Consider the following 19,203-nt stretch of genomic DNA (forward strand, 5'->3'; position numbering starts at 1 on the left):
GCCGGGTACCGGCTAACTCTCCCATTGCTATCCCGCCGGTCGCCAACGCAACTTCAGCGGCACTCGAGTCTGGCCTGAATACGCGGAGAGGCGGGCAAGCGTTACTTGGGCTCGACGAGCTGGATCTCGAGCTCGATGTTGACCTTGTCGCTCAGCATGCCGGGCAGCAGGCCGCCGACGCCGAAGTCGGTGCGCTTGATGGTGCCGGTGGCGGAGAATCCCGCGTGGTTGTCGCCGGTGGCGCCGAACTCCTGCACGCCACCCCACTCGACGTCCAGGGTGACCGGCTTGGTGATGCCGCCGAGCGTGGCCTCACCCTCGACCTCGAAGCTCTCCGCGATCTGCACCGGCCCGTTGGCGCGGAAGGTGAGCGTCGGGCGGTTCTCGGCGTCGAGGAAGTCCGCGGTGCGGATGTGCGCGTCACGGTCGGCGTTGCCGGTGTCGAACGACTCGAGGTGGATGGTCGCGCCGATGGTGGCGGCGCCCGACTCGTCGACCACGAATTCGGTCTCGAACCGGGTGAATCCGCCGCGCACCTTGGAGATGCCGAGGTGGCGAACGGTGAAGGCCACCGACGAGTGCGCGGTGTCCAGGGTCCAGGCGCCGGGCTTGAGCGCCTGGGTGGCCGTGGTGGATTCGGAAGAAGTTGTCATACCAACCACCTTTGCCGGACCACGGTCCGTTAACCAGACCGCCGTTATCCTGGACCTGACAGGGCGAGGCTAAGCCTCCTAGGAAACGGCACGATGGGACCCATGGCACGCAACGGATTCGCGGAATTCCTCATCGCTCGGCGCGCTGAACTGCGGCCCGGCGACGTCGGCATGCCGGAGGGCAGGCGCCGCAGGACGCCGGGGTTACGCCGCGAGGAGGTCGCCGTCCGCGCGGGAGTGAGCGCGGATTATCTGGCCAGGCTCGAACAGGGCCGCGACAACAACCCCTCGGTGGCGGTGGTCGACGCCCTCGCCGACGCGCTGTTGCTGCGCGGCAACGAGCGCCACCACTTCAGCATGCTCGCGCTCGCCTCCGGCAACGAATCACGCTGCCCCGGTAGCGAATCCGCCGAGGAGAAGATCGCCGACACGATCCAGTCGATCCTGCGCGCGCTGCAGCCGACCCCCGCGTTCGTGGTCGGCCGCCGGCTCAATGTGCTCGGCTGGAACGCGGCCTGGGCCGACTTCGTCGCACCGCTCGGCCTGCTCGACACCGAGGGGCAGCCGAACCTGGCCTGGTTCACGTTCCAGGATCCGAACGCGCGGCAGGTGCTGCGGAACTGGTCCGAGGCGGCGGACATGTTCGCCGCCGCGCTCTCGCGCGCCAAACTGCGCTGGCCGGGCGACGATTCGCTGCTGGAAACGATCGACGCGCTGCGCCGCAATCCGGATTTCGCGGCCCGTTGGAAGCCGCATCACGTCAGCGCGAGCATCTCCGGCCTGCTGCACATCGATCATCCGGTGCACGGCCTGGTGCAGGTCCCGTTCGAGACGCTCGAGGCCGACCGGGATCAGAGCGTCATCGTGTGGCTCACCGATCAGGCCCAGGCCCAGACGCACGGGCTGCGACTGGTCCGACCGGCTGCCGTCAACGAATAAAACGCAAGCGCTGAGCTCAGATGCCGAGCTTCACCATGCGCTCGGCATGGCTGGCCTGCATGCGCTCGAACAGTGCGGCAATGCCGTTGAGATCGCCCGCGGCGCCGAGCACCAGTTCGGTCAGCTCGTCGCGCTGCGCCATCACGTACTGCGCCTGGGTGATCGCCTCGCCGAGCAGGCGCCTGCCCCAGAGGGTGAGCCGGTCGCGTTCGGAGCGGCTGGTCGCGACCGCGCGCCGCACCTCCTCGACGACGAATTCGGAGTGGCTGGTCTCGGCGAGCACGTCGCGGACCACCTCGGCGACCTCGGGCGGCAGCGCGCCGGCGATCTCGTTGTAGAAGTCGGCGGCGATGCCGTCGCCCACGTAGAACTTCACCATCGACTCGAGCCAGGTCGAGGGGTCGGTGGACGCGTGATAGGCGTCCAGCGCGCGCACGAACGGCGCCATCGCGTCGAAGATGTCGACGCCGCGCTCGGCCAGCGCCGACTCCAGCGCGTTGAAGTGGCCCATCTCGGCGGAGGCCATCTTGGCCACCGCTACCTTGCCGCGCAGCGTCGGCGACAGCTTGGCCTCCTCGGCCAGCCGGTAGAACGCGGAGATCTCACCGTAGGCGAGCACCGCGAACAGATCTATGACGCCGGGATGGTCGGCGAGGTCGGAATCGGTCGACGTAACACCCAGCGCGGCAGGTGACTGTGCTCCCATAGCCCCAGCCTAGTACGCGAAAACTCGCATGCCGCCGGGGAGCGAAAGTTGTCCGAATTCAGGCGGTCTCCCCGAGGAACTTGTCCAGATAGGCCCATGTCGTGTCGCGGGCCTCAGGCCCGGTAAGGATGCCGAGGTGGCTGCCGGGGGCGGTTTCGTAGCGGACCGAGGCGGCACCGGTGAGTGTCCGGGTGCCCGCCTCGACGGCGGCGGCCGCGGTGATCACGTCGGTGGGACCGCCGACCAGCAGCACGGGAGCGCTGACCTGAGCCAGCTCGATACGCCGCTTGCCGAGCTGCACGACGCCGCGGCCGATGTCGTTGTTCAGGATCAGCCTGCCCCACAGCTGGTTGTAGAAACGGCCGGGATAGCCGGGCATCTCGGCCATGAAACGGTCGATGGTTTCCATCCGGGCCAGCGTCTCGGTGCGCGTGATATTGCTCGCGACGAACCACGGGCGGGTGAGCTCGCGGTCCCAGGAGGTGACCTTGTAGGCGATCCTGGTCAAGGGCGCGGGCACGCCGCCGGCGGCGCGAATAAGGGTCGAGGTGCCGACCCCGCCGGTGAACTTGGCCACCGCGCGCAACTGCGGGATGCCGGTCATCTTGTCGTAGTCCAGCGGTGCGCCGACGGCGGTGACGGAGCGGATCGGCAGCTCGGGATGCGCGGCGGCGGTGAGCAACGCCAGCGTGCCGCCGAGCGACCAGCCGACCAGATCGACCGGCCTGCCGTCGCGATCGGCGGAGGTGCGCAGCACCGCCTCGGGCAGGATCTCGTCGATCCAGTCCTCGAAGCCCATCCGCCGATCGCCGAAGGTGATGTCGCCGTAGTCGATCACGTACGGCGAACGGCCGGTCTCCAGCAGGAACCCGGCCAGGCTCTGGTCCGGGCGCAGGTCGAAGCAGCTGGCGGGTGCGGCCAGCGGCGGCACTAGCAGCACTGCGGAATCCGTTGTGGCCGCGACGGTTTCGGCGTCGCCAGGGCGATGCTCGAAGCGGCGCAGCTGGCGATGCGGTTCGTCCCACAGCACCGTGGACGGGGTGGGATCGGGCGCCTCGACGCCCGAACCGAAGGTCAGGGCCCACGCGTTGCGGGCGGCGGTCGTGACGGTGTCCGCGATATTCACCCCGAAAATGTCTCACATCTCGGTACCGGCGGTAACAGGCAAGTCGGCTTTGCGGCTACCGCTTGCCCATCGCGAGCGGATTCGCCGCGGGCACGATGGCGGCGTGCACCCGGTCGGCCAGCGGCGCGAGCGAGTTCGTCAACTCGGTCAGGGAGTCGGCGGACAGCACCGCGAGCGCGCCGTTCCAGGCGGCGTCGTCCGTGCTCGCCTCGACCCGCCCGAGCAGGTCGGCACCGCTGCCGGTCAATGCCGGGCAGACCGGCTCCCCCTCGACCACTCCCCTGGCCCGCAATTCGTCGAACGCGTCCGCCCACTCCTTTTCCGACACCCCGCGCGCCGTGCGCAGCACCGATTCCGCCGCCTTGCCCGCCGCGGCCTGCATGACCATCGCCTGACGCCCGGTCAGGCCGTGCGAGACCAGCGCGGCCACATGCCCGTCGCCGCGATGCTCACGCAACGCGGTGGTCACTTGCCATAGCGCGCCCACCGGATCCGCGGCCAGCGGCAGCGCCGCGTTCGCCGCGTAGAGCGGCCTGCCGGTCGGGTCGGCGTGCTCCAGTACCGGCGCGAGCAGGGAGACCGCGCGGGCACACTCCGCCGTACCCGCGCCGAGACCACGCAGCAACGTGGTGGAAAGGTCGAGCCTGACCTCGAGGCACTGCTCGGGTGTGGCCCGCGACCAGGCCCCGGGCAGCGCTTTGCGCACCATTTCCGGATGGAAACCGGCGAAGATCGCCTGCACTGTGGCGGGGGTCACCGCGCCGAGCGGCGCCGCCCGAAATGCGAAGTAAGTTTGCCAGTAACCGCGCAGTCCGATCGCGACTCCTGCCTCCTTGACACCGGCCCCGAAATAGACCACGTCATGTAGTGGCTCGAGAGTCTTCCAGATTTGCCGCGCGGGATGAATTGCCATGTCGCGCAGCGTACGTCGATGAACAGCCCGGCGAAACCGGAGTTCGGTTTCCGAATATCCGACGGCGGCAATTCGAGCCGCGCACAATATCACGCTACAATCGCACCGGACAACGAAAAGTTTCGCTCGATGGAGTTGCCAGCTCTGTGCGCGTGCCGCCCCGCGGTACCGACCGATCGGCATTACGAGCCGAGCTTTCGTCGTTCAGGAAAATGTGCGCGCACCAGCTCCGCATCACCAGTGCGCCGCGCCGATGTCTCCCGAGGTAGCCGCCTAGCCGCAGCACCCGAAGACATCCGGAGCGTGGCCGGGTGAGTATCACAGGCGGAGACGTGGTCGTCGCGGGCCGACCGGTCCGCCCCACCTCGTGCGCGCGGGACGCGATTACGAGGAAGGCACGAACCTGAGCAAGATCACTGTCGAACAGGAACCCGGGGTCGCGGAGACGCTGTTGACCGCCGAACTGGACGCAACACATACCGCACCCACATTTGCCGAATTGGGCGTTCGCGACGAAATCGTGCGCGCGCTCGACGAGATCGGCATCGAACGTACTTTCGCTATTCAGGAACTCACCCTTCCGTTGGCGCTCGCCGGCGAAGATCTCATCGGTCAGGCCCGCACCGGCATGGGTAAGACCTTCGGTTTCGGCGTGCCGCTGCTGCATCGCATCGCCACCGCCGACACCGGCACCACGCCGCTGGACGGCACGCCGCGAGCACTGGTCATCGTGCCGACCCGTGAGCTGTGCATCCAGGTCACCTCCGACCTGGAGAACGCGAGCAAGTACCTGACCAACCACCAGGGCCCGCTGAAGGTGGCCTCGATCTACGGTGGCCGTCCCTACGAGTCGCAGATCGCGGCGCTGCGCACCGGCGTCGACGTCGTGGTCGGCACCCCGGGCCGCCTGCTGGATCTGGCGAACCAGAACCATCTGATCCTCGGCAAGGTCGGCGTGCTGGTGCTGGACGAGGCCGACGAGATGCTCGACCTCGGCTTCCTGCCCGATATCGAGCGCATCCTGACCATGGTCCCGGACAAGCGCCAGACCATGCTGTTCTCGGCGACCATGCCGGGCCCGATCATCACCCTGGCCCGCACGTTCCTGAGCCGCCCGACGCACATCCGGGCCGAGGAAGCGCACGAGACGGCCATCCACGAGCGCACCGCGCAGTTCGTCTACCGGGCGCACGCGCTGGACAAGAGCGAGCTGGTCGCCAAGATCCTGCAGGCCGAGGGCCGCGGCGCGACCATGATCTTCACCAGGACCAAGCGCACCGCGCAGAAGGTCGCCGACGATCTGGCCGAGCGTGGTTTCTCGGTCGGTGCCGTGCACGGTGACCTCGGTCAGATCGCCCGCGAGAAGGCGCTCAACAAGTTCCGCAAGGGCGGCATCGACGTGCTGGTCGCGACCGACGTCGCGGCGCGTGGCATCGACATCGACGACATCACGCACGTCATCAACTACCAGTGCCCCGAGGACGAGAAGACCTACGTGCACCGGATCGGTCGCACCGGCCGGGCCGGGCGCACCGGTATCGCGGTGACGCTGATCGACTGGGACGAGCTGGGCCGCTGGGCCGGTATCGACAAGGCGCTCGGCCTCGGCATGGCCGAGCCGGTGGAGACCTACTCGCGCTCGCCGCACCTGTTCGCCGAACTCGGCATCCCCGAGGGCGTGACCGGCACGGTCCGCAAAGCCAAGCCGGCGGAGCGCGACGAGGACGCGGTCGTGGTGGAGCGCCCCGCGCGGGCCCCGCGCAAGCGCAACCGCAAGCGCACCGTGCGCGGCCAGCCGATCGACGAGAACGAGACCAACGGGAACGGTGCCGTGGCCAACGGCTCCGCAGCCAACGGCGACGCGGACTCGACGCACAGCAACGGCACGCACCCGGCCGATGACGCACCTGCCGACGAGGACGGCGACCAGCCTGCCCGTCGTCGGCGCCGTCGGCGCAAGCCCGCGAGCGAGGGCGACAACGGCGGCGAAACCGCTGCCGCGGAGGCCTCGAACGACAACGGAATCGGTGACGCGGAGTCGGGTGACCAGCCCGCGCGTCGCAGGCGCCGTCGCCGTAAGCCCGCCGGTGAAGGTGTGTCCGAAGACAGTGGTAGCGCGGTAGAGCCCGCCACGGCTTCGGTCTGACCGGCCGGATCCGCTACTCTCGCAACCGTGCTCGCACCCGAGCGGCGAACGCGCGCCGACGTCATCTCCGCTGCCGCGATCGCCGTACTAGTGGTGGTCGCGGCGGTGGTCGTGTGGGTGCGCGGCGATGCGAACGGCACCGAGTCGGTGACCGCGAGCTCGCCGGTACCGACTCCGGTTGCCGCGGACCAACTCCCGACCTCGCTGCGTGAGCTGTGGCATGCGCCCGATTCCGCCAGCAGCCGGGCGTTGACCTCGGCAGGCGTCGCGGTCACCGCGGACGACGGCACGGTCACCGGCCACGATCCGCGCACCGGCCAGGACCTGTGGCACTACCGGCGCGACATGCCGCTCTGCGGGGTGGAGGGCCAGTTCAGCACTGTGGTCGCGGTGTACCGGGACGAGCGCGGCTGCAGCCAGGCCACCCTGCTGGCCGGCGACAGCGGTGCCAGGCGCACCGCGCGCAGCAGCTACATGGACGAGTCCGTCAAGCTGTCGGTCGACGGCACCTACGTACTCGCGCAGGGGCCGAAGCGACTGGAGATGTGGCGTTCGGACCTGGTGCGCACCATCGAATACGGGTTCGTCGACGCACCGGTGAACGTGAAAACCCAACCGCGCAAAGGCTGCACGCTGCTGTCGTCGGGATCGAGCCCGTCCCGGCTCGGCGTGGTCGAGCGCTGCCCCGACGACCCGGCCGACCGGCTGACCATGCTGAATCCCGCGCCGAAGGACAACACGGTGCCCGAGGAATTCGGCTCGCATATCTTGACCGGCGCAGGCGCGGATTCCCCCGACGCACGGGTACTCGCGGTGTCGGACAGCAGGATCGTGCTCTACCTGCCCGGCGGCCCGGCCGCCGCGGGCGTGGAAGCGACGGCACCGCGCCTGGCCGTCTACGACGCGACCGGTAATCCGATTGTGGTGCACCAGCTTTCGGCACCGCTCAGCGACAAGACAGCGACCACCCGAATCGGTTCGGCCTACCTGGTTTTCACTGGCAACAGCGTTATCGCGTTGAACGGCAGCACCTTCGACCCGATCTGGACCGCGGCCAACGCGCTCGGCTCGCCGAGCATGATGGCGGGCAGGCTGCTCATGCCGACCCAGGGCGCGATCGCCGCCCTCGATCCCGCCTCCGGCGCCGAGGTCGGCCGCATCCCGGTGGACCGCCCCGGCTACACCGGCGCGCCCCTCTCGCTCGCGGTACTCGGCACCACCATCCTCGAACAGCGCGGTACCGAGCTCTACGCCCTCGGCTGACCACCACCTTCGCCGAACTTGTCGGTGGGTTCCGGCAGACTGCCGATATGACTGAACCGCAGACGCCCGCAACGGATTCGGATCGCAAGATCACCTCCTTCGACGATCCCGACGCGCCATGGAACCAGGTCTCCGAGAGTGACATCACGCACTGGAACGACGGCGTCATCGACGAATTCCGGGCGAACGACGGCAAGGTCGGCGGGGCCTACGCGGGCGCGGAACTCCTGCTGCTCACCAGCACCGGCGCCAAGAGCGGTAAGAAGCATGTGGTCCCGCTCGGTCTGCTGCGCCGCGGCGAGACCCTCTTCGTGAGTTCGTTCATCGAGGGCAAGTACCCGGCCTGGTATCACAACGTGAAGGCCGATCCACGGGTCACGCTGGAGTTCGGGAACACCGTTCACCAGGGCACCGCGCGTGTCCTGGAAGGCGCGGAGTACGACGAGTTCGCCGGTTGGGCGCTGGCGCACAACCCGCTGCTCGCGGACTATCAGTCCAAGGTCGAGCGGCCGCTGCCACTGGTCGTGCTCACCCTGGAACAGCCGAGCTGACCGGCGGCAACACCGGCCGGACGGTACGGCTCGCCGCGCGTGCACAATGATGGATCCATGTCCGTACTCGACGATGCCCGACTAGTGCTGCTGCGACACGGCGAGACCAGCTGGTCCACCCAGCGCAAGCACACCGGCCGCACGGACCTGCCGCTCACCGAGCACGGCGAGGACCAGGCCAGGGCCGCAGGCCCGCTGCTGAGCGCGCTGAAGCTGCGGGATCCGCTGGTGCTGACCAGCCCACGCCGCCGCGCGGTGCACACCGCGGAGCTGGCCGGTCTCACCGTCACCATCGTCGACGACGACCTGGCCGAATGGGACTACGGCGACTACGAGGGCCTGACCACCGCCGAGATCCGCGAGACGGCACCGGACTGGACCATCTGGACCGGTGACGTGCCGGGCGGCGAGTCCGCCGACGCGGTACAGGCCAGAGCCGATCGCGTGCTCGCCGCGGTCGAACCGCGACTACCCGAACGGGATATCGTGCTCGTCGGGCACGGACACTTCTCCCGGGCGTTGATCGCCCGCTGGGCGGAATTCGACGTGCGGGAGGGCCGCCGGTTCGCCATGTCGACCGGCGCGCTGACCGTGCTCAGCTATGAACACGATGTGCGAACCATCCTGGCGCACAACCTGGTTCCCACCGCTGATGGAGTAACACTGTGACTGCAGAACTACGTCGCGCCGTCCCCGCCGACGTGCCCGGCCTGGTCGGCCTCGTCCACGACCTCGCCGAATACGAGAAGGCCAGCGACCAGTGCACGGTCACCACGGCCCAGCTGGACACCGCGCTGTTCGGCCCGGAGCCGAAGGTCTTCGCGCACGTGGTCGAGGAGGACGGCGAGCTGGTCGGCTGCGCGATCTGGTTCCTGAACTTCTCCACCTGGAACGGCGTGCACGGCATCTACCTGGAGGACCTCTACGTCAAGCCGGAAACGCGCGGCAAGGGCTACGGCAAGGCGCTGCTCGCCACGCTGGCCAAGGAGGCCGTCGACAACGGCTACGGCAGGCTCGACTGGGCCGTGCTGACTTGGAACAAGCCTTCGATCGATTTCTACGAATCCCTCGGCGCCGCAGCGCAAGACGAGTGGGTCGGTTACCGCCTCACCGGCGAGCCGCTCGGCAAGCTGGCGAAGGAAGCGCAGTAGCGCACTGACGATGACTTGGCTCGCACCGATCGACGAAGACGCCTGGCCGACCACCCCGGAGCAAGCCATGGCGGTCCAGGACGAACTTCGACCGAAGGTCGAAACAACCGGGCCGACACGGGAATTCCGCACCATCGCCGGACTCGACTGCGCCTACGCCGACACCGGCGCGGTCGCCGCGGCCGTCGTGGTGCTCGACGCGACCACCCTGGAAACCGTCGATTCGGCTGTCGCACATGGCACTACGGAATTCCCGTATCACCCCGGCCTGCTCGCGTTCCGCGAATTACCCACGACCATGCGGGTATTGGCGCAACTCGCTACCGCGCCCGACCTGCTGGTCTGTGACGCACAGGGTTTGGCGCATCCGCGGCGCTTCGGCTTCGCCTGCCACATCGGCGTGCTCACCGGCGTGCCGACGATCGGCGTCGCCAAATCCGTCTGGGGCGACTACCGCGAACCCGGCCCCGAGCGCGGCGCCCACACCGACCTCACCATCGACGGCGACGTGGTCGGCCGCGCCCTGCGCACCAGCACCGGCGTGAAACCCGTCTTCGTCTCGGTCGGCCACCGCATCGACCTCGACACCGCGTGCGCCCAGGTGCTCGCCCTCACGCCGCGCTACCGACTCCCGGAAACCACCCGCCGCGCCGACTCCCTCTGCCGCACCGCGCTACGCACCGCCGTCGCCGAATAAGCCCCGCTGCGGTCAAGCCCCGTTGCTCAGGATTTCTCCGGCTCGATGGCGTAGTCGTCGGCCATCCACCGGGTGGACGCCGGCGCGAACAGCAGCACCAAGGTGGCGACCACGACGACACCGAGCAGGCTGCCATAGACCGGCTGATGCGAGTCGGTGAGCAACGACCAGGTCACCGGCAGCAGCAGCAACTGGGCGATCACGGCGATCGCGCGCCCCCAACGCTTTCCGAACAGCAGCCCGATCCCCGCGGCGAGCACCGCACCACCCAGGATGCCGAACCAGGCCGCCGTGCCGTATCCGCTGGCCTTGGACTGATCGTGGCCGAGCAATCCGCGCACGATCAACACCAGCGCGACGATCACCGCGACGGCACCCTCGAGCGTCACCAGCCCACCCGCACCACGCACCGTCCTCGGCGCGCCACCGGAAACGTCACCCTTACGTTCAGCCACCCGGCAAGCCTACGACCCGCCGTAGTCGTCGTCGCCGCGACCGTTGCGGTTCAGCGGCTTTTCGGACCGGATGCGGCGGCGATTAGGCTGCGGAACGTGCGGACGCTGCTGATCGTGAATCCGAATGCCACCTCGACCACTCCGGCGACTCGGGACCTGCTCGCGCACGCCCTGGAGAGCCGCACCCAGCTGACCGTCGCGCACACCCAGCATCGCGGCCACGCGGCCGAATTGGCGCAGTGGGCCGCAACCAACGAGATGGATCTGATCGTCGTGCACGGCGGCGACGGGACGGTCAACGAGACCATCAACGGCTTCCTGCCACTGCCCGAGCTCAACGACGGGCAGGCCTGGCTGCCCCGGCTCGGCGTGATCCCCGGCGGCTCGGCGAACGTGTTCGCGCGGGCGCTCGGCATCTCACCGGACCCGGTGACCGCTACCAACCAGCTCATCGATCTGCTGACGCTGGACCGGGACCGCCGGATCGGGCTCGGCCTGGCCGATGACCGCTGGTTCTGCTTCAGCGCGGGCGTCGGCCTGGACGCCGACGTGTGCGAGGCGATCGACGAAAGCCGCGCCGACGGGAAGACCGCCACGCCCGCCCGCTACCTTCGAACAACCGTACGACAGTTCTTCCGGGCCAAGCGCAACGAGCCGAGTGTCCGGATCGAGGTCCCGGGGCACGATCCGATCACCGACGTGCATTACGCCTTCGTAACGAACACGACACCCTGGACCTACCTCAACACCACGCCGGTGCACACCAACCCCGGCACAAGGTTCGAAGATGGTCTCGGCGTGTTTGCCGTGCGTTCCATGGCGGTACTGCCTACACTGCTGCTTGCCAGACAGCTCTTGGCAGTCGACGGAAACCCCAAGTCTCGCAATTTGTTTCGCGAAGACAACGTTCCGTCCGTGCGCATCGAGACGAAGGAACCCATCGGTCTGCAAATCGATGGCGACTTTATCGGGAAGCGCAACGTGGTGGATTTCACGGCCGTGCCCGCCGTCTTGGATGTCGTGGCGCCGCGACCAGAGTGATGCAGGAAACGCACGAAAAACATCGTGGTAGTGCTGCGAAAACTGGGTAGAGCGAGTACAAAGGACCGGGCAGGTTCCCCTAACGGGGGCCGATAGAGCGTGAGCTTCCCCACGGTGCACCAGATACCTATTGACATCTACGGTGTTCGTGAAAGCATTCACAAGCAACCGTGCGGAAACATTCGAGTCGCACAAGTGAACGATCCACAAACCGTCGGCGCCATTTGCGGCGCCCAGCAAAGGAGCAGAGGAATGGACTGGCGCCACAAGGCCATCTGTCGCGACGAGGACCCCGAACTGTTTTTCCCGGTGGGTAACAGTGGTCCTGCGCTCGCGCAGATTGCCGATGCCAAGCTGGTCTGCGCTCGCTGCCCCGTTACCGCTGACTGCCTGTCCTGGGCCCTGAAGTCCGGACAGGATGCCGGCGTGTGGGGCGGTATGAGTGAAGACGAGCGCCGGGCGCTCAAGCGTCGCAACGCACGCACGCGCACCCGCACCGTCGTCTAGCAGACGATCGGATTTACCGGACCATTCAGCCCCCCGGTCCGGTAAACGCATTTAAGCCCGGCACCTCACAGGTGCCGGGCTCTCTTGTGTCGCAACGCATATAACGAAACGACTTACTAACGACCGGAGCGTCGACCCAACGGAACCCGCAGTACCGCATCGGTTCCGATGTCCGCACCGGGATGCAGGCCGATCGAACCACCGAGTTCCGCCGTCACCAGCGTGCGCACGATTTGCAGGCCGAGGCGGTCGGAGGATTCCAGGCTGAAACCGGCGGGCAGGCCGCGGCCGTCGTCGCTGATGATCACGTCGAGCCAGCGCGCCGAACGCTCGGAACGGATTGTCACCGTGCCGTTCTCGCCGGAATCGAAGGCGTGCTCGATCGCGTTCTGCACCAGTTCGGTGAGCACCATCACCAGCGGCGTCGCGCGTTCGGCGGAGAAGACGCCGAGCGAACCCGCGCGCCGCACCTTGATCCGCGCGGTGTGCACGGTGGCCACGTCGGCCATGATCGGCAGCAGCCGGTCCACGACCTCATCGAGATCGACCTCTTCGTCCACCGACATCGACAGCATCTCGTGCACCGACGCGATCGAGGTGACCCTGCGCACCGACTCGGTGAGCGCGACCTGCGCCTCCTCGTTCTCGGTGCGCCGCGCCTGCAGCCGCAGCAGCGCGGCGACGGTCTGCAGGTTGTTCTTCACCCGGTGATGGATCTCCCGGATGGTCGCGTCCTTGCTGAGCAACGCCCGATCTCGCCGTTTGACCTCTGTGACATCGCGCACAAGTACTGCGGCACCGGCCAATTCGCCGTGCGGTCGCAGCACCAGGGTGCGCAGCAGCACGGTCGCACCGCGCGCCTCCACCTCCATCCGGCGGCCGGTGCGCCCGGCCAACGCGGCCTGGATGTCGCCGACTACCTCTTGGGCGTCGAACGGATCGGTGATCAGCGAGCGGGTGAGCACCGCGAGATCCTGGCCCGCGAGATCGGCCTGCAGACCCATCCGGTGATAGGCGGACAAGGCATTCGGGCTGGCGTAGACGACGATGCCCTCGGTGTCGAGGCGGATGAAACCGTCACCGGCGCGCGGGCTGGAATGGGTGGCCGCGCGATCCTCGGTGGTCGGGAAGGTGCCGTCGGCGATCATCTGGCACAGGTCGTCGGCGCAAGCGACATAGGCGATTTCGAGGGTGCTGCGCACGCGGGAGCGCTGCACGTCGGTGTCGCGGCTGAGCACCGCGATGACATCGTCACCGCAGCGCACCGGGATGGCCTCACGGATCGCGTGCACCGGTGTCGGGTGATAGACGCCCGCGGTTTCCACATCACGATCGGCGCGGACGATCTTGCCGGACATCAACGCCTCGAACACCTGCGGATGATCGGCCTGCAGGGCCAGGGTGCCGACCAGGTCCTCGTGATGCACGGTGGACGCCGTGGTCGGACGGCATTGCGCGACGCACACGATGTCCGCGCCCGCCGCGATCGGTCCCGCACCGACCCACAACTGCAGATCGGCGAAGGACAGATCGGCAAGCAGCTGCCAATCACCCACCACGCGCTGCAGATGGTCCACGGCGACGCCGGGCAGGTCGGTGTGTTCGGCTAATAGTTCACTCAGCGTGGCCATGAAGATCTACCGCTATCGCTTCTAGGAGATGACTGCGATTAGGTGACCGGCTTTGATGGCATCGCCCTCTTTGACGCCGATCGAGGTCACGGTGCCGCCGACCTCGGCGAGCACCGGGATCTCCATCTTCATCGACTCGAGGATCACCAGGGTGTCGCCTTCTTTGACCGTATCGCCCTCTTTGGCCACGACCTGGTAGACGACCGACACCAGCTCGGCGAGCACTTCCTCAGCCATCTGACACCTCATTCGTTCGGTTGGTTCGCCGCAGGTCACTCGGCGAGTCCGAGCGGCCGAGCCGCACGGCCTGCATCCGCTGAAGGTATAGCCAACCACACGTGAAAGAATGGCCTTCAATCAGAAGGGAGACTACTCATGGGTAAGCGCGGACGTAAGAAGCGTAGTCGCAAGGGCAACGCAGCCAACCACGGCAAGCGGCCAAACGCCTGAGTGAGAGCTCGGCCGAAAAACGCAGAGCGGCACGCACTTCCGTAAGGAAGGCGTGCCGCTGGTGTTTGCGAGGTGACCTAGGAGTCGGCGGAGTCGATCTTGGTCTCCACCACGGTCACCGTCCGGCGAATCTCGAAGGTCAGTCGCTCGCGCAGCGCGTCCGGCGCGCGATCGCCACCGCACTTGCGGCTCAGCAGACCCTTGATCTTCTCCTCGACGCCGTAAGCCTCGATGCAGGGCGAGCAATGATCGATGTGGTGCTGCAACCGAGCACGGGTCTCGTCATTGCACTCACCATCGAGCATCAGCCAGATATCGGTGAGTACCGCGGTGCAGTCGAGGTCCATATCCGGGTCCCGCTCGGTGTTCACTGCTTGACCTCCTGGCGTTCCCCCGAACGGTTGAATCCACGTTCGCGCGCCACATCGGCGAGCAAACCCTTGAGCTGCTTGCGACCACGGTGCAGCCGGGACATCACGGTACCGATGGGGGTGCCCATGATGTCGGCGATTTCCTTATATGGGAAGCCTTCGACATCCGCGTAGTACACGGCCATCCGGAATTCCTCCGGCAGCTCCTGCAGCGCGGCCTTGATGTCGTCATCGGGGAGGGCGTCCAGCGCCTCGACCTCGGCCGAACGCAGACCCTGCGAGGTGTGCTCGGCGGTAGCGGCGAGCTGCCAGTCGGTGATCTCGTCGGTCGGGTACTGCGCGGGCTGGCGCTGCTTCTTGCGGTAGGAGTTGATGTAGGTGTTGGTCAGGATCCGGTACAGCCAGGCGCGCAGGTTGGTGCCCTCTTTGAAGGACTTGAACCCCTGAAACGCCTTGACGTAGGTCTCCTGCACCAGATCCTCGGCGTCGGCCGGGTTCCTGGTCATCCGCAGCGCGGCACCGTAGAGCTGGTCGAGCAGCGGGAGCGCGTCCCGCTCGAAGCGCTGGGCCAGCTCGGTTTCGTCCACCGCGACACCGTCGGTCACCACGTCAGTGCTTGCTTCGCGGCCCTCACTGGTCGCTGCGTGGTCACGCTCCGCTGCCGCCTCCGGGCCCGTCGCTCGCGCCGCATGGTCGCTCGTCACACCTGTCCCTTCGATCGCCGTACCTGCCAAATCTACCGGCACTGGCAATTCGTAAGGGAATCCGGCTTCCGTCGGTGACGCCATCGTCGCGATCGGACGCTCGTCGAGCAGCACAGGCACCGACATCTCCTTCACGTCATTTACGGGGCTGATCAGTGGCGACGGCCGGGGTTTTCGTCCCGTCCGAGCGCTCTGTACTCGCTTCCAACATGCGGGACACGTCCTCTGTTCCCGCAGCGACACACCAGCACCCGAAAACCCGTTGCGGTCCGGGCGGGTTTCGTCGTTAAGGTTTCCGCCATGGCAGGAGCCTCGACACCGGCGATCCGGACGCTGACCCAGGCCAAGGTCGCCCATCGGGTGCATGCCTACAAGCACGATCCGCGCGCCGATTCCTATGGCACCGAGGCGGTCGACGCGCTCGCCGAGGAGCTGGGCGTGACGGCGGCACAGGTCTTCAAGACGCTGGTGCTCGAATTGGCCAACGGCTCGCTCGCCGTCGCGGTGCTGCCGGTGCCGAATACGTTGTCGCTCAAGGCCGCCGCGGCCGCGCTCGGTGTGCCGAAGGCGAGCATGGCCGACAAGGCGAAGGCCGAACGGACGACCGGATACGTGCTCGGCGGCATCTCCCCGCTCGGTCAGCGCAAGCTGTTGCCGACCGTCGTGGACGACTCCGCACTGACCTGGGATCGCATCCTGTGCAGCGCTGGTCGACGCGGGCTGGAGATCGAGGTGGCGCCCGCCGACCTGATCCGGCTGACCTCGGCGGTGACCGCCACAGTGAGGACCGGGTAATTCACTTGATTCGACACAATCTGTGCGTCAATGGACACGCCAGATTCGTCCGACTCGAGGATGTGATGCGAAATGCCCGCGCACCAGCGTGTCCGCACCGTGATCGTCGCCCTGCTCGGAACCTTCGCCTTGGCCGTCGGCGCGCTCGCGCTAGCGGCCCCGACCGCCGTCGCCGCACCGACCCAGGTGGACTTCCCGTTCGACGGCCTGGGCACCGACGACGCCCCGAGCACACCGAACGCGACCAAGCCGGACGAGCAGGGCAAGAAGGCCGAGAAGCTCGGCGGCACGGTGACCACCCAGGTCATCGATCTGGCCACCGACATCGTCAAGTGCGGGCTCAATATCGCGAGCCCGGCCGTGAAGTGTTCGCTCTGACGTACGTGAAGTGTTCGCTCTGACGTAGTCGAGCGTGCGGAGCCGGGCGGTCAGAGCAAACTGATCTGCCCGGCTTCTTCGTCTGCGGACAGCCGCTCGAGCAGTTCCGGCCCGTTGTTTTTCACGCTGTTGACCAGGGACGGCACCGGCCGCGCCACGATCCCCGCGATCGCCGCTTCCGTCGGCGTCTCCAGCAGTTCGGCCGGTGCCGGGTGGTCCGGGTCCAGCCAGGCGTCCCAGTGCTCCTGCGGCATGGGCAGCGGCATCCGGTCGTGGATGCGGGTCAGGTCGCCGATCGCGTCGGTGGTCAGGATGGTGCAGGACAGCAGCGGTTCGCTCTCCTCCAGGGACTTGTCCCGCCACACCGACCACAATCCGGCCATGTACAGCCGGGAGCCGTCGGCCTGCGCCATGAAGAAAGGCTTCTTGACCGCCTTGCCCTTGGCTCCGGTGTCCGGCTCGACGACCCACTCGTACCAGCCGTCCATCGGGATCAGGCAGCGCCGGTATTTCACCGCATCACGGAACGAGGGGGTGGTCGCGGCCTTGTCCGCACGGGCGTTGAACAGCGGCTTGCCCTTCACCGGAACACCCGGCTCGGCGGCCTTGGTCCACAGCGGGATCAGGCCCCAGCGCATCCGCCGCAGCCGCAGTGTGGGCTCGTCGTCCTTGTGTCCGTGCTCGTGCCGTTCCACCACGGTGAGGATCTGCGTCGTCGGCGCGACGTTGTAGTTGGTGAAAGTGCCTGCCGTGCTTTCGGTTTCATCGATCGCATCCAGCTCGACCGCGAGCCGGCCGGGGTCTGTCGTGGTCGCATATCGTCCGCACATATCCCGATACTCCCACCCACCACCGACAATCTCGTGGACAATTGAGTCATAGCTGGTGACCAGTTGAGAGTTTTGACCTACCATTCTCTCAGAGGATGGGAAGTCTGTCGTGCCCGTCCGCTGACGCTTGCGCACCGACCGGCCACCGCCAGGAGCAACCGGGATCGACGTCGTCCCGCGCATCCACCCGGCAAGAGGAGAAACTCATCGTGACATCCACCGACACCAAACCGGCCGACCACGACACGGCGCTCACGTCGGTCAATCCCGCGACGGGCGCGGTGCTCGGCACCCATCCGATCGCGGACGAGGCCGCGGTGCTCGCGGCCGTCGCGAAGGCGCGCACGGCCGCCGCCACCTGGGGCGCGTTGAGCTACGACGAACGCAAAACGCACCTGCTGCGCTGGTCGAGCCAGTTGGTCAAGGATTCCGACGAGTTCTGCACGCTGATCCACGAGGAGAACGGCAAGCCGCTCGACGACGCCTTCCTCGAATTGATGCTGGCGCTCGAGCACATCGCCTGGGCGGCCAAGAACGCCAAGAAGGTGCTCTCGCCCAAGAAGGTCTCCCCCGGCGCGTTCATGTCGAACTTCGCCGCCAGGGTCGAGCAGCGCCCGCTCGGCGTCGTCGGCGTGATCGGCCCGTGGAACTACCCGGTCTACACCCCCAACGGCTCCATCGGTTACGCACTCGCAGCGGGCAACACCGTGGTGTTCAAGCCGAGCGAATTCTCCACCAGCATCGGCAATTTCCTGTCCGACGCGTTCGCCAAGGCCAACCCGGAGCTGCCCGAGGGCGTGTTCATCACCATCAACGGTTACGGCGCGACCGGCGCGGCGCTGGTCAAGGCGGGCGTCGACAAGCTCGCGTTCACCGGCTCCACCGCGACCGGCAAGCGGATCATGGCCGCCGCCGCGGAGAACCTCACCCCGGTGCTGCTCGAATGCGGCGGCAAGGACGCGGTGATCGTCGCGGGTGACGCGGACGTGAAGGCCGCCGCCGACGCGGTCGCCTGGGGCGCCACCGCCAACAGCGGGCAGACCTGCGCGGGCGTCGAGCGGGTGTACGTCGACCGGTCGGTGCGCGACGAGTTCGTCGCCGAGGTGAAGAAGATCCTGGAGAAGGTCGGGCCCGGCTCGGGCGCCGACGCAGCGTACGGCCCGATGACCATGCCGAGCCAGGTCGATATCGTGCGCCGCCACATCGAGTCCGCGCTGAAGAACGGCGGCACCGCGGTGCTCGGCGGGCCGGAATCGGTGAAGGCGCCGTTCATCGAGCCGGTGGTGCTGGTCGACGTGGACGAGAAGTCCGAGGCGGTGCAGGAGGAAACCTTCGGCCCGACGGTCACCATCCGCACCGTCGACGGCGTCGACGAGGCGGTCGAGCTGGCCAACAGCTCCAAGTACGGGCTGTCCTCGGCGGTGTACTCGAAGAAGAACGGCCTGGAGATCGCGCGCAGGCTGCACGTCGGGGCCACCTCGGTGAACTCGGTGCTGGCCTTCGCCGCCATCCCCGGCCTGCCGTTCGGCGGCGTCGGCGACTCCGGCATCGGCCGCATCCACGGCGAGCCGGGGCTGCGTGAATTCGCCCGCCCGCACTCGATCGCGGTGCAGCGCTTCGCGATTCCCGGCATGGCGCTGCTCAGCTACTCGCGCACCCAGTCCACCATGAAGCTGCTGCGCAGGCTGGTTCCGTTCATTCACGGACGGCACAAGTAAGTGAATTACGTTGCGCGACAAGATCTAAACGGCACAGCCTTGCTGCGGCCAACCTGAGATGTGAGTGGTCGCCACTCACCCGACCACCACGCGCGAGTTTTGCGAGCGCCGTTCGCGGCCCGTCTCGCGTCCGAGCTGTCGAAGCGCATGCGCCGCAGGCGCGAGTCTCGACAGCTCG

The 19,203-nt window shown here is 67.4% G+C and carries 23 protein-coding genes; 13 read left to right on the top strand and 10 right to left on the bottom strand.

Annotated features, from left to right (window positions below):
- Positions 1-101 precede the first annotated feature (101 nt).
- Positions 102-653: a YceI family protein gene (locus ACIBK2_RS34595; protein WP_396973552.1), complete on the bottom strand. Its 552-nt coding sequence runs from the start codon at positions 651-653 to the stop codon at positions 102-104.
- Positions 654-755: 102 nt separating this feature from the next.
- Between ACIBK2_RS34595 and ACIBK2_RS34600 the strand changes: the two genes are divergently transcribed.
- Complete coding sequence (locus ACIBK2_RS34600) at positions 756-1,592, top strand: helix-turn-helix transcriptional regulator (RefSeq protein ID WP_396973554.1); 837 nt, start codon at positions 756-758, stop codon at positions 1,590-1,592.
- Positions 1,593-1,608: 16 nt separating this feature from the next.
- On the opposite strand, the gene ACIBK2_RS34605 is transcribed toward ACIBK2_RS34600, so the two are convergent.
- The 3 genes from ACIBK2_RS34605 to ACIBK2_RS34615 are packed head-to-tail and all read right to left on the bottom strand — an operon-like array spanning position 1,609 to position 4,337.
- Positions 1,609-2,298, bottom strand: a complete 690-nt coding sequence (locus ACIBK2_RS34605) for a ferritin-like fold-containing protein (protein WP_379285566.1) — start codon at positions 2,296-2,298, stop codon at positions 1,609-1,611.
- A 58-nt stretch (positions 2,299-2,356) separates the two neighbouring features.
- Complete coding sequence (locus ACIBK2_RS34610; RefSeq protein WP_396973557.1) at positions 2,357-3,424, bottom strand: alpha/beta fold hydrolase; 1,068 nt, start codon at positions 3,422-3,424, stop codon at positions 2,357-2,359.
- Between the two features lie 55 nt (positions 3,425-3,479).
- Positions 3,480-4,337, bottom strand: a complete 858-nt coding sequence (locus ACIBK2_RS34615) for a hypothetical protein (protein ID WP_396973559.1) — start codon at positions 4,335-4,337, stop codon at positions 3,480-3,482.
- A gap of 367 nt (positions 4,338-4,704) precedes the next feature.
- On the opposite strand from ACIBK2_RS34615, the gene ACIBK2_RS34620 reads away from it, so the two are divergent.
- From ACIBK2_RS34620 to ACIBK2_RS34645, 6 genes are read left to right on the top strand one after another with little or no spacing between them, the layout of a single operon-like run.
- On the top strand, positions 4,705-6,483 hold the full coding sequence (locus ACIBK2_RS34620; RefSeq protein WP_396973561.1) for a DEAD/DEAH box helicase: 1,779 nt from the start codon (positions 4,705-4,707) through the stop codon (positions 6,481-6,483).
- 27 nt (positions 6,484-6,510) lie between these two features.
- Positions 6,511-7,746 (top strand): PQQ-binding-like beta-propeller repeat protein, encoded by a 1,236-nt coding sequence (locus tag ACIBK2_RS34625; protein ID WP_396973563.1) that lies wholly within the window; start codon positions 6,511-6,513, stop codon positions 7,744-7,746.
- Positions 7,747-7,793: 47 nt separating this feature from the next.
- The gene (locus ACIBK2_RS34630; protein ID WP_396973565.1) at positions 7,794-8,297 is read left to right on the top strand and encodes a nitroreductase/quinone reductase family protein; all 504 of its coding nucleotides are present in this window, start codon (positions 7,794-7,796) and stop codon (positions 8,295-8,297) included.
- 57 nt (positions 8,298-8,354) lie between these two features.
- Complete coding sequence (locus ACIBK2_RS34635) at positions 8,355-8,966, top strand: acid phosphatase (protein ID WP_396973567.1); 612 nt, start codon at positions 8,355-8,357, stop codon at positions 8,964-8,966.
- On the top strand, positions 8,963-9,448 hold the full coding sequence (locus ACIBK2_RS34640; RefSeq protein ID WP_396973569.1) for a GNAT family N-acetyltransferase: 486 nt from the start codon (positions 8,963-8,965) through the stop codon (positions 9,446-9,448). Before ACIBK2_RS34635 ends, ACIBK2_RS34640 begins: the two co-directional genes overlap by 4 nt.
- A gap of 10 nt (positions 9,449-9,458) precedes the next feature.
- Entirely contained in the window at positions 9,459-10,145 is a 687-nt protein-coding gene (locus ACIBK2_RS34645) for an endonuclease V (RefSeq protein WP_396973571.1), read from the top strand.
- Positions 10,146-10,171: 26 nt separating this feature from the next.
- On the opposite strand, the gene ACIBK2_RS34650 is transcribed toward ACIBK2_RS34645, so the two are convergent.
- On the bottom strand, positions 10,172-10,600 hold the full coding sequence (locus tag ACIBK2_RS34650) for a hypothetical protein (protein ID WP_396973573.1): 429 nt from the start codon (positions 10,598-10,600) through the stop codon (positions 10,172-10,174).
- Positions 10,601-10,696: 96 nt separating this feature from the next.
- Here ACIBK2_RS34650 and ACIBK2_RS34655 point away from each other — a divergent pair, with 96 nt between their 5' ends.
- Both ACIBK2_RS34655 and ACIBK2_RS34660 read left to right on the top strand, forming a co-directional pair.
- The gene (locus tag ACIBK2_RS34655; RefSeq protein ID WP_396973575.1) at positions 10,697-11,641 is read left to right on the top strand and encodes a diacylglycerol/lipid kinase family protein; all 945 of its coding nucleotides are present in this window, start codon (positions 10,697-10,699) and stop codon (positions 11,639-11,641) included.
- Between the two features lie 252 nt (positions 11,642-11,893).
- Positions 11,894-12,148: a WhiB family transcriptional regulator gene (locus ACIBK2_RS34660; protein ID WP_011211115.1), complete on the top strand. Its 255-nt coding sequence runs from the start codon at positions 11,894-11,896 to the stop codon at positions 12,146-12,148.
- Positions 12,149-12,264: 116 nt separating this feature from the next.
- Here the strand turns inward: ACIBK2_RS34660 and ACIBK2_RS34665 are convergent, their stop codons facing one another.
- Positions 12,265-13,779: a histidine kinase N-terminal domain-containing protein gene (locus ACIBK2_RS34665; RefSeq protein WP_357380762.1), complete on the bottom strand. Its 1,515-nt coding sequence runs from the start codon at positions 13,777-13,779 to the stop codon at positions 12,265-12,267.
- Between the two features lie 21 nt (positions 13,780-13,800).
- Entirely contained in the window at positions 13,801-14,016 is a 216-nt protein-coding gene (locus ACIBK2_RS34670; RefSeq protein WP_357380764.1) for a biotin/lipoyl-binding carrier protein, read from the bottom strand.
- A 138-nt stretch (positions 14,017-14,154) separates the two neighbouring features.
- Between ACIBK2_RS34670 and ACIBK2_RS34675 the strand changes: the two genes are divergently transcribed.
- Positions 14,155-14,229 carry a 50S ribosomal protein bL37 gene (locus ACIBK2_RS34675; RefSeq protein WP_022597109.1) on the top strand — a complete coding sequence of 25 codons (75 nt, stop codon included), beginning with the start codon at positions 14,155-14,157 and terminating at the stop codon, positions 14,227-14,229.
- 77 nt (positions 14,230-14,306) lie between these two features.
- Here ACIBK2_RS34675 and rsrA read toward each other — a convergent pair whose 3' ends face one another.
- Positions 14,307-14,576 (bottom strand): mycothiol system anti-sigma-R factor, encoded by a 270-nt coding sequence (gene rsrA / locus ACIBK2_RS34680; protein ID WP_379285751.1) that lies wholly within the window; start codon positions 14,574-14,576, stop codon positions 14,307-14,309.
- Between the two features lie 20 nt (positions 14,577-14,596).
- Positions 14,597-15,430 carry a sigma-70 family RNA polymerase sigma factor gene (locus ACIBK2_RS34685; RefSeq protein WP_396973578.1) on the bottom strand — a complete coding sequence of 278 codons (834 nt, stop codon included), beginning with the start codon at positions 15,428-15,430 and terminating at the stop codon, positions 14,597-14,599.
- Between the two features lie 174 nt (positions 15,431-15,604).
- Between ACIBK2_RS34685 and ybaK the strand changes: the two genes are divergently transcribed.
- Together ybaK and ACIBK2_RS34695 are read left to right on the top strand one after the other, a co-directional pair.
- Positions 15,605-16,099: a Cys-tRNA(Pro) deacylase gene (gene ybaK / locus ACIBK2_RS34690; protein ID WP_396973580.1), complete on the top strand. Its 495-nt coding sequence runs from the start codon at positions 15,605-15,607 to the stop codon at positions 16,097-16,099.
- Between the two features lie 72 nt (positions 16,100-16,171).
- Positions 16,172-16,477 carry a hypothetical protein gene (locus ACIBK2_RS34695; protein WP_396973582.1) on the top strand — a complete coding sequence of 102 codons (306 nt, stop codon included), beginning with the start codon at positions 16,172-16,174 and terminating at the stop codon, positions 16,475-16,477.
- A 50-nt stretch (positions 16,478-16,527) separates the two neighbouring features.
- Here ACIBK2_RS34695 and ACIBK2_RS34700 read toward each other — a convergent pair whose 3' ends face one another.
- Positions 16,528-17,307: an SOS response-associated peptidase gene (locus ACIBK2_RS34700; protein WP_396973584.1), complete on the bottom strand. Its 780-nt coding sequence runs from the start codon at positions 17,305-17,307 to the stop codon at positions 16,528-16,530.
- A gap of 209 nt (positions 17,308-17,516) precedes the next feature.
- Between ACIBK2_RS34700 and ACIBK2_RS34705 the strand changes: the two genes are divergently transcribed.
- Positions 17,517-19,025: an aldehyde dehydrogenase family protein gene (locus tag ACIBK2_RS34705; protein WP_396973586.1), complete on the top strand. Its 1,509-nt coding sequence runs from the start codon at positions 17,517-17,519 to the stop codon at positions 19,023-19,025.
- Positions 19,026-19,203: the final 178 nt, after the last annotated feature.

This window comes from Nocardia sp. NPDC050175 (assembly GCF_044459885.1).
Lineage (GTDB): Bacteria > Actinomycetota > Actinomycetes > Mycobacteriales > Mycobacteriaceae > Nocardia.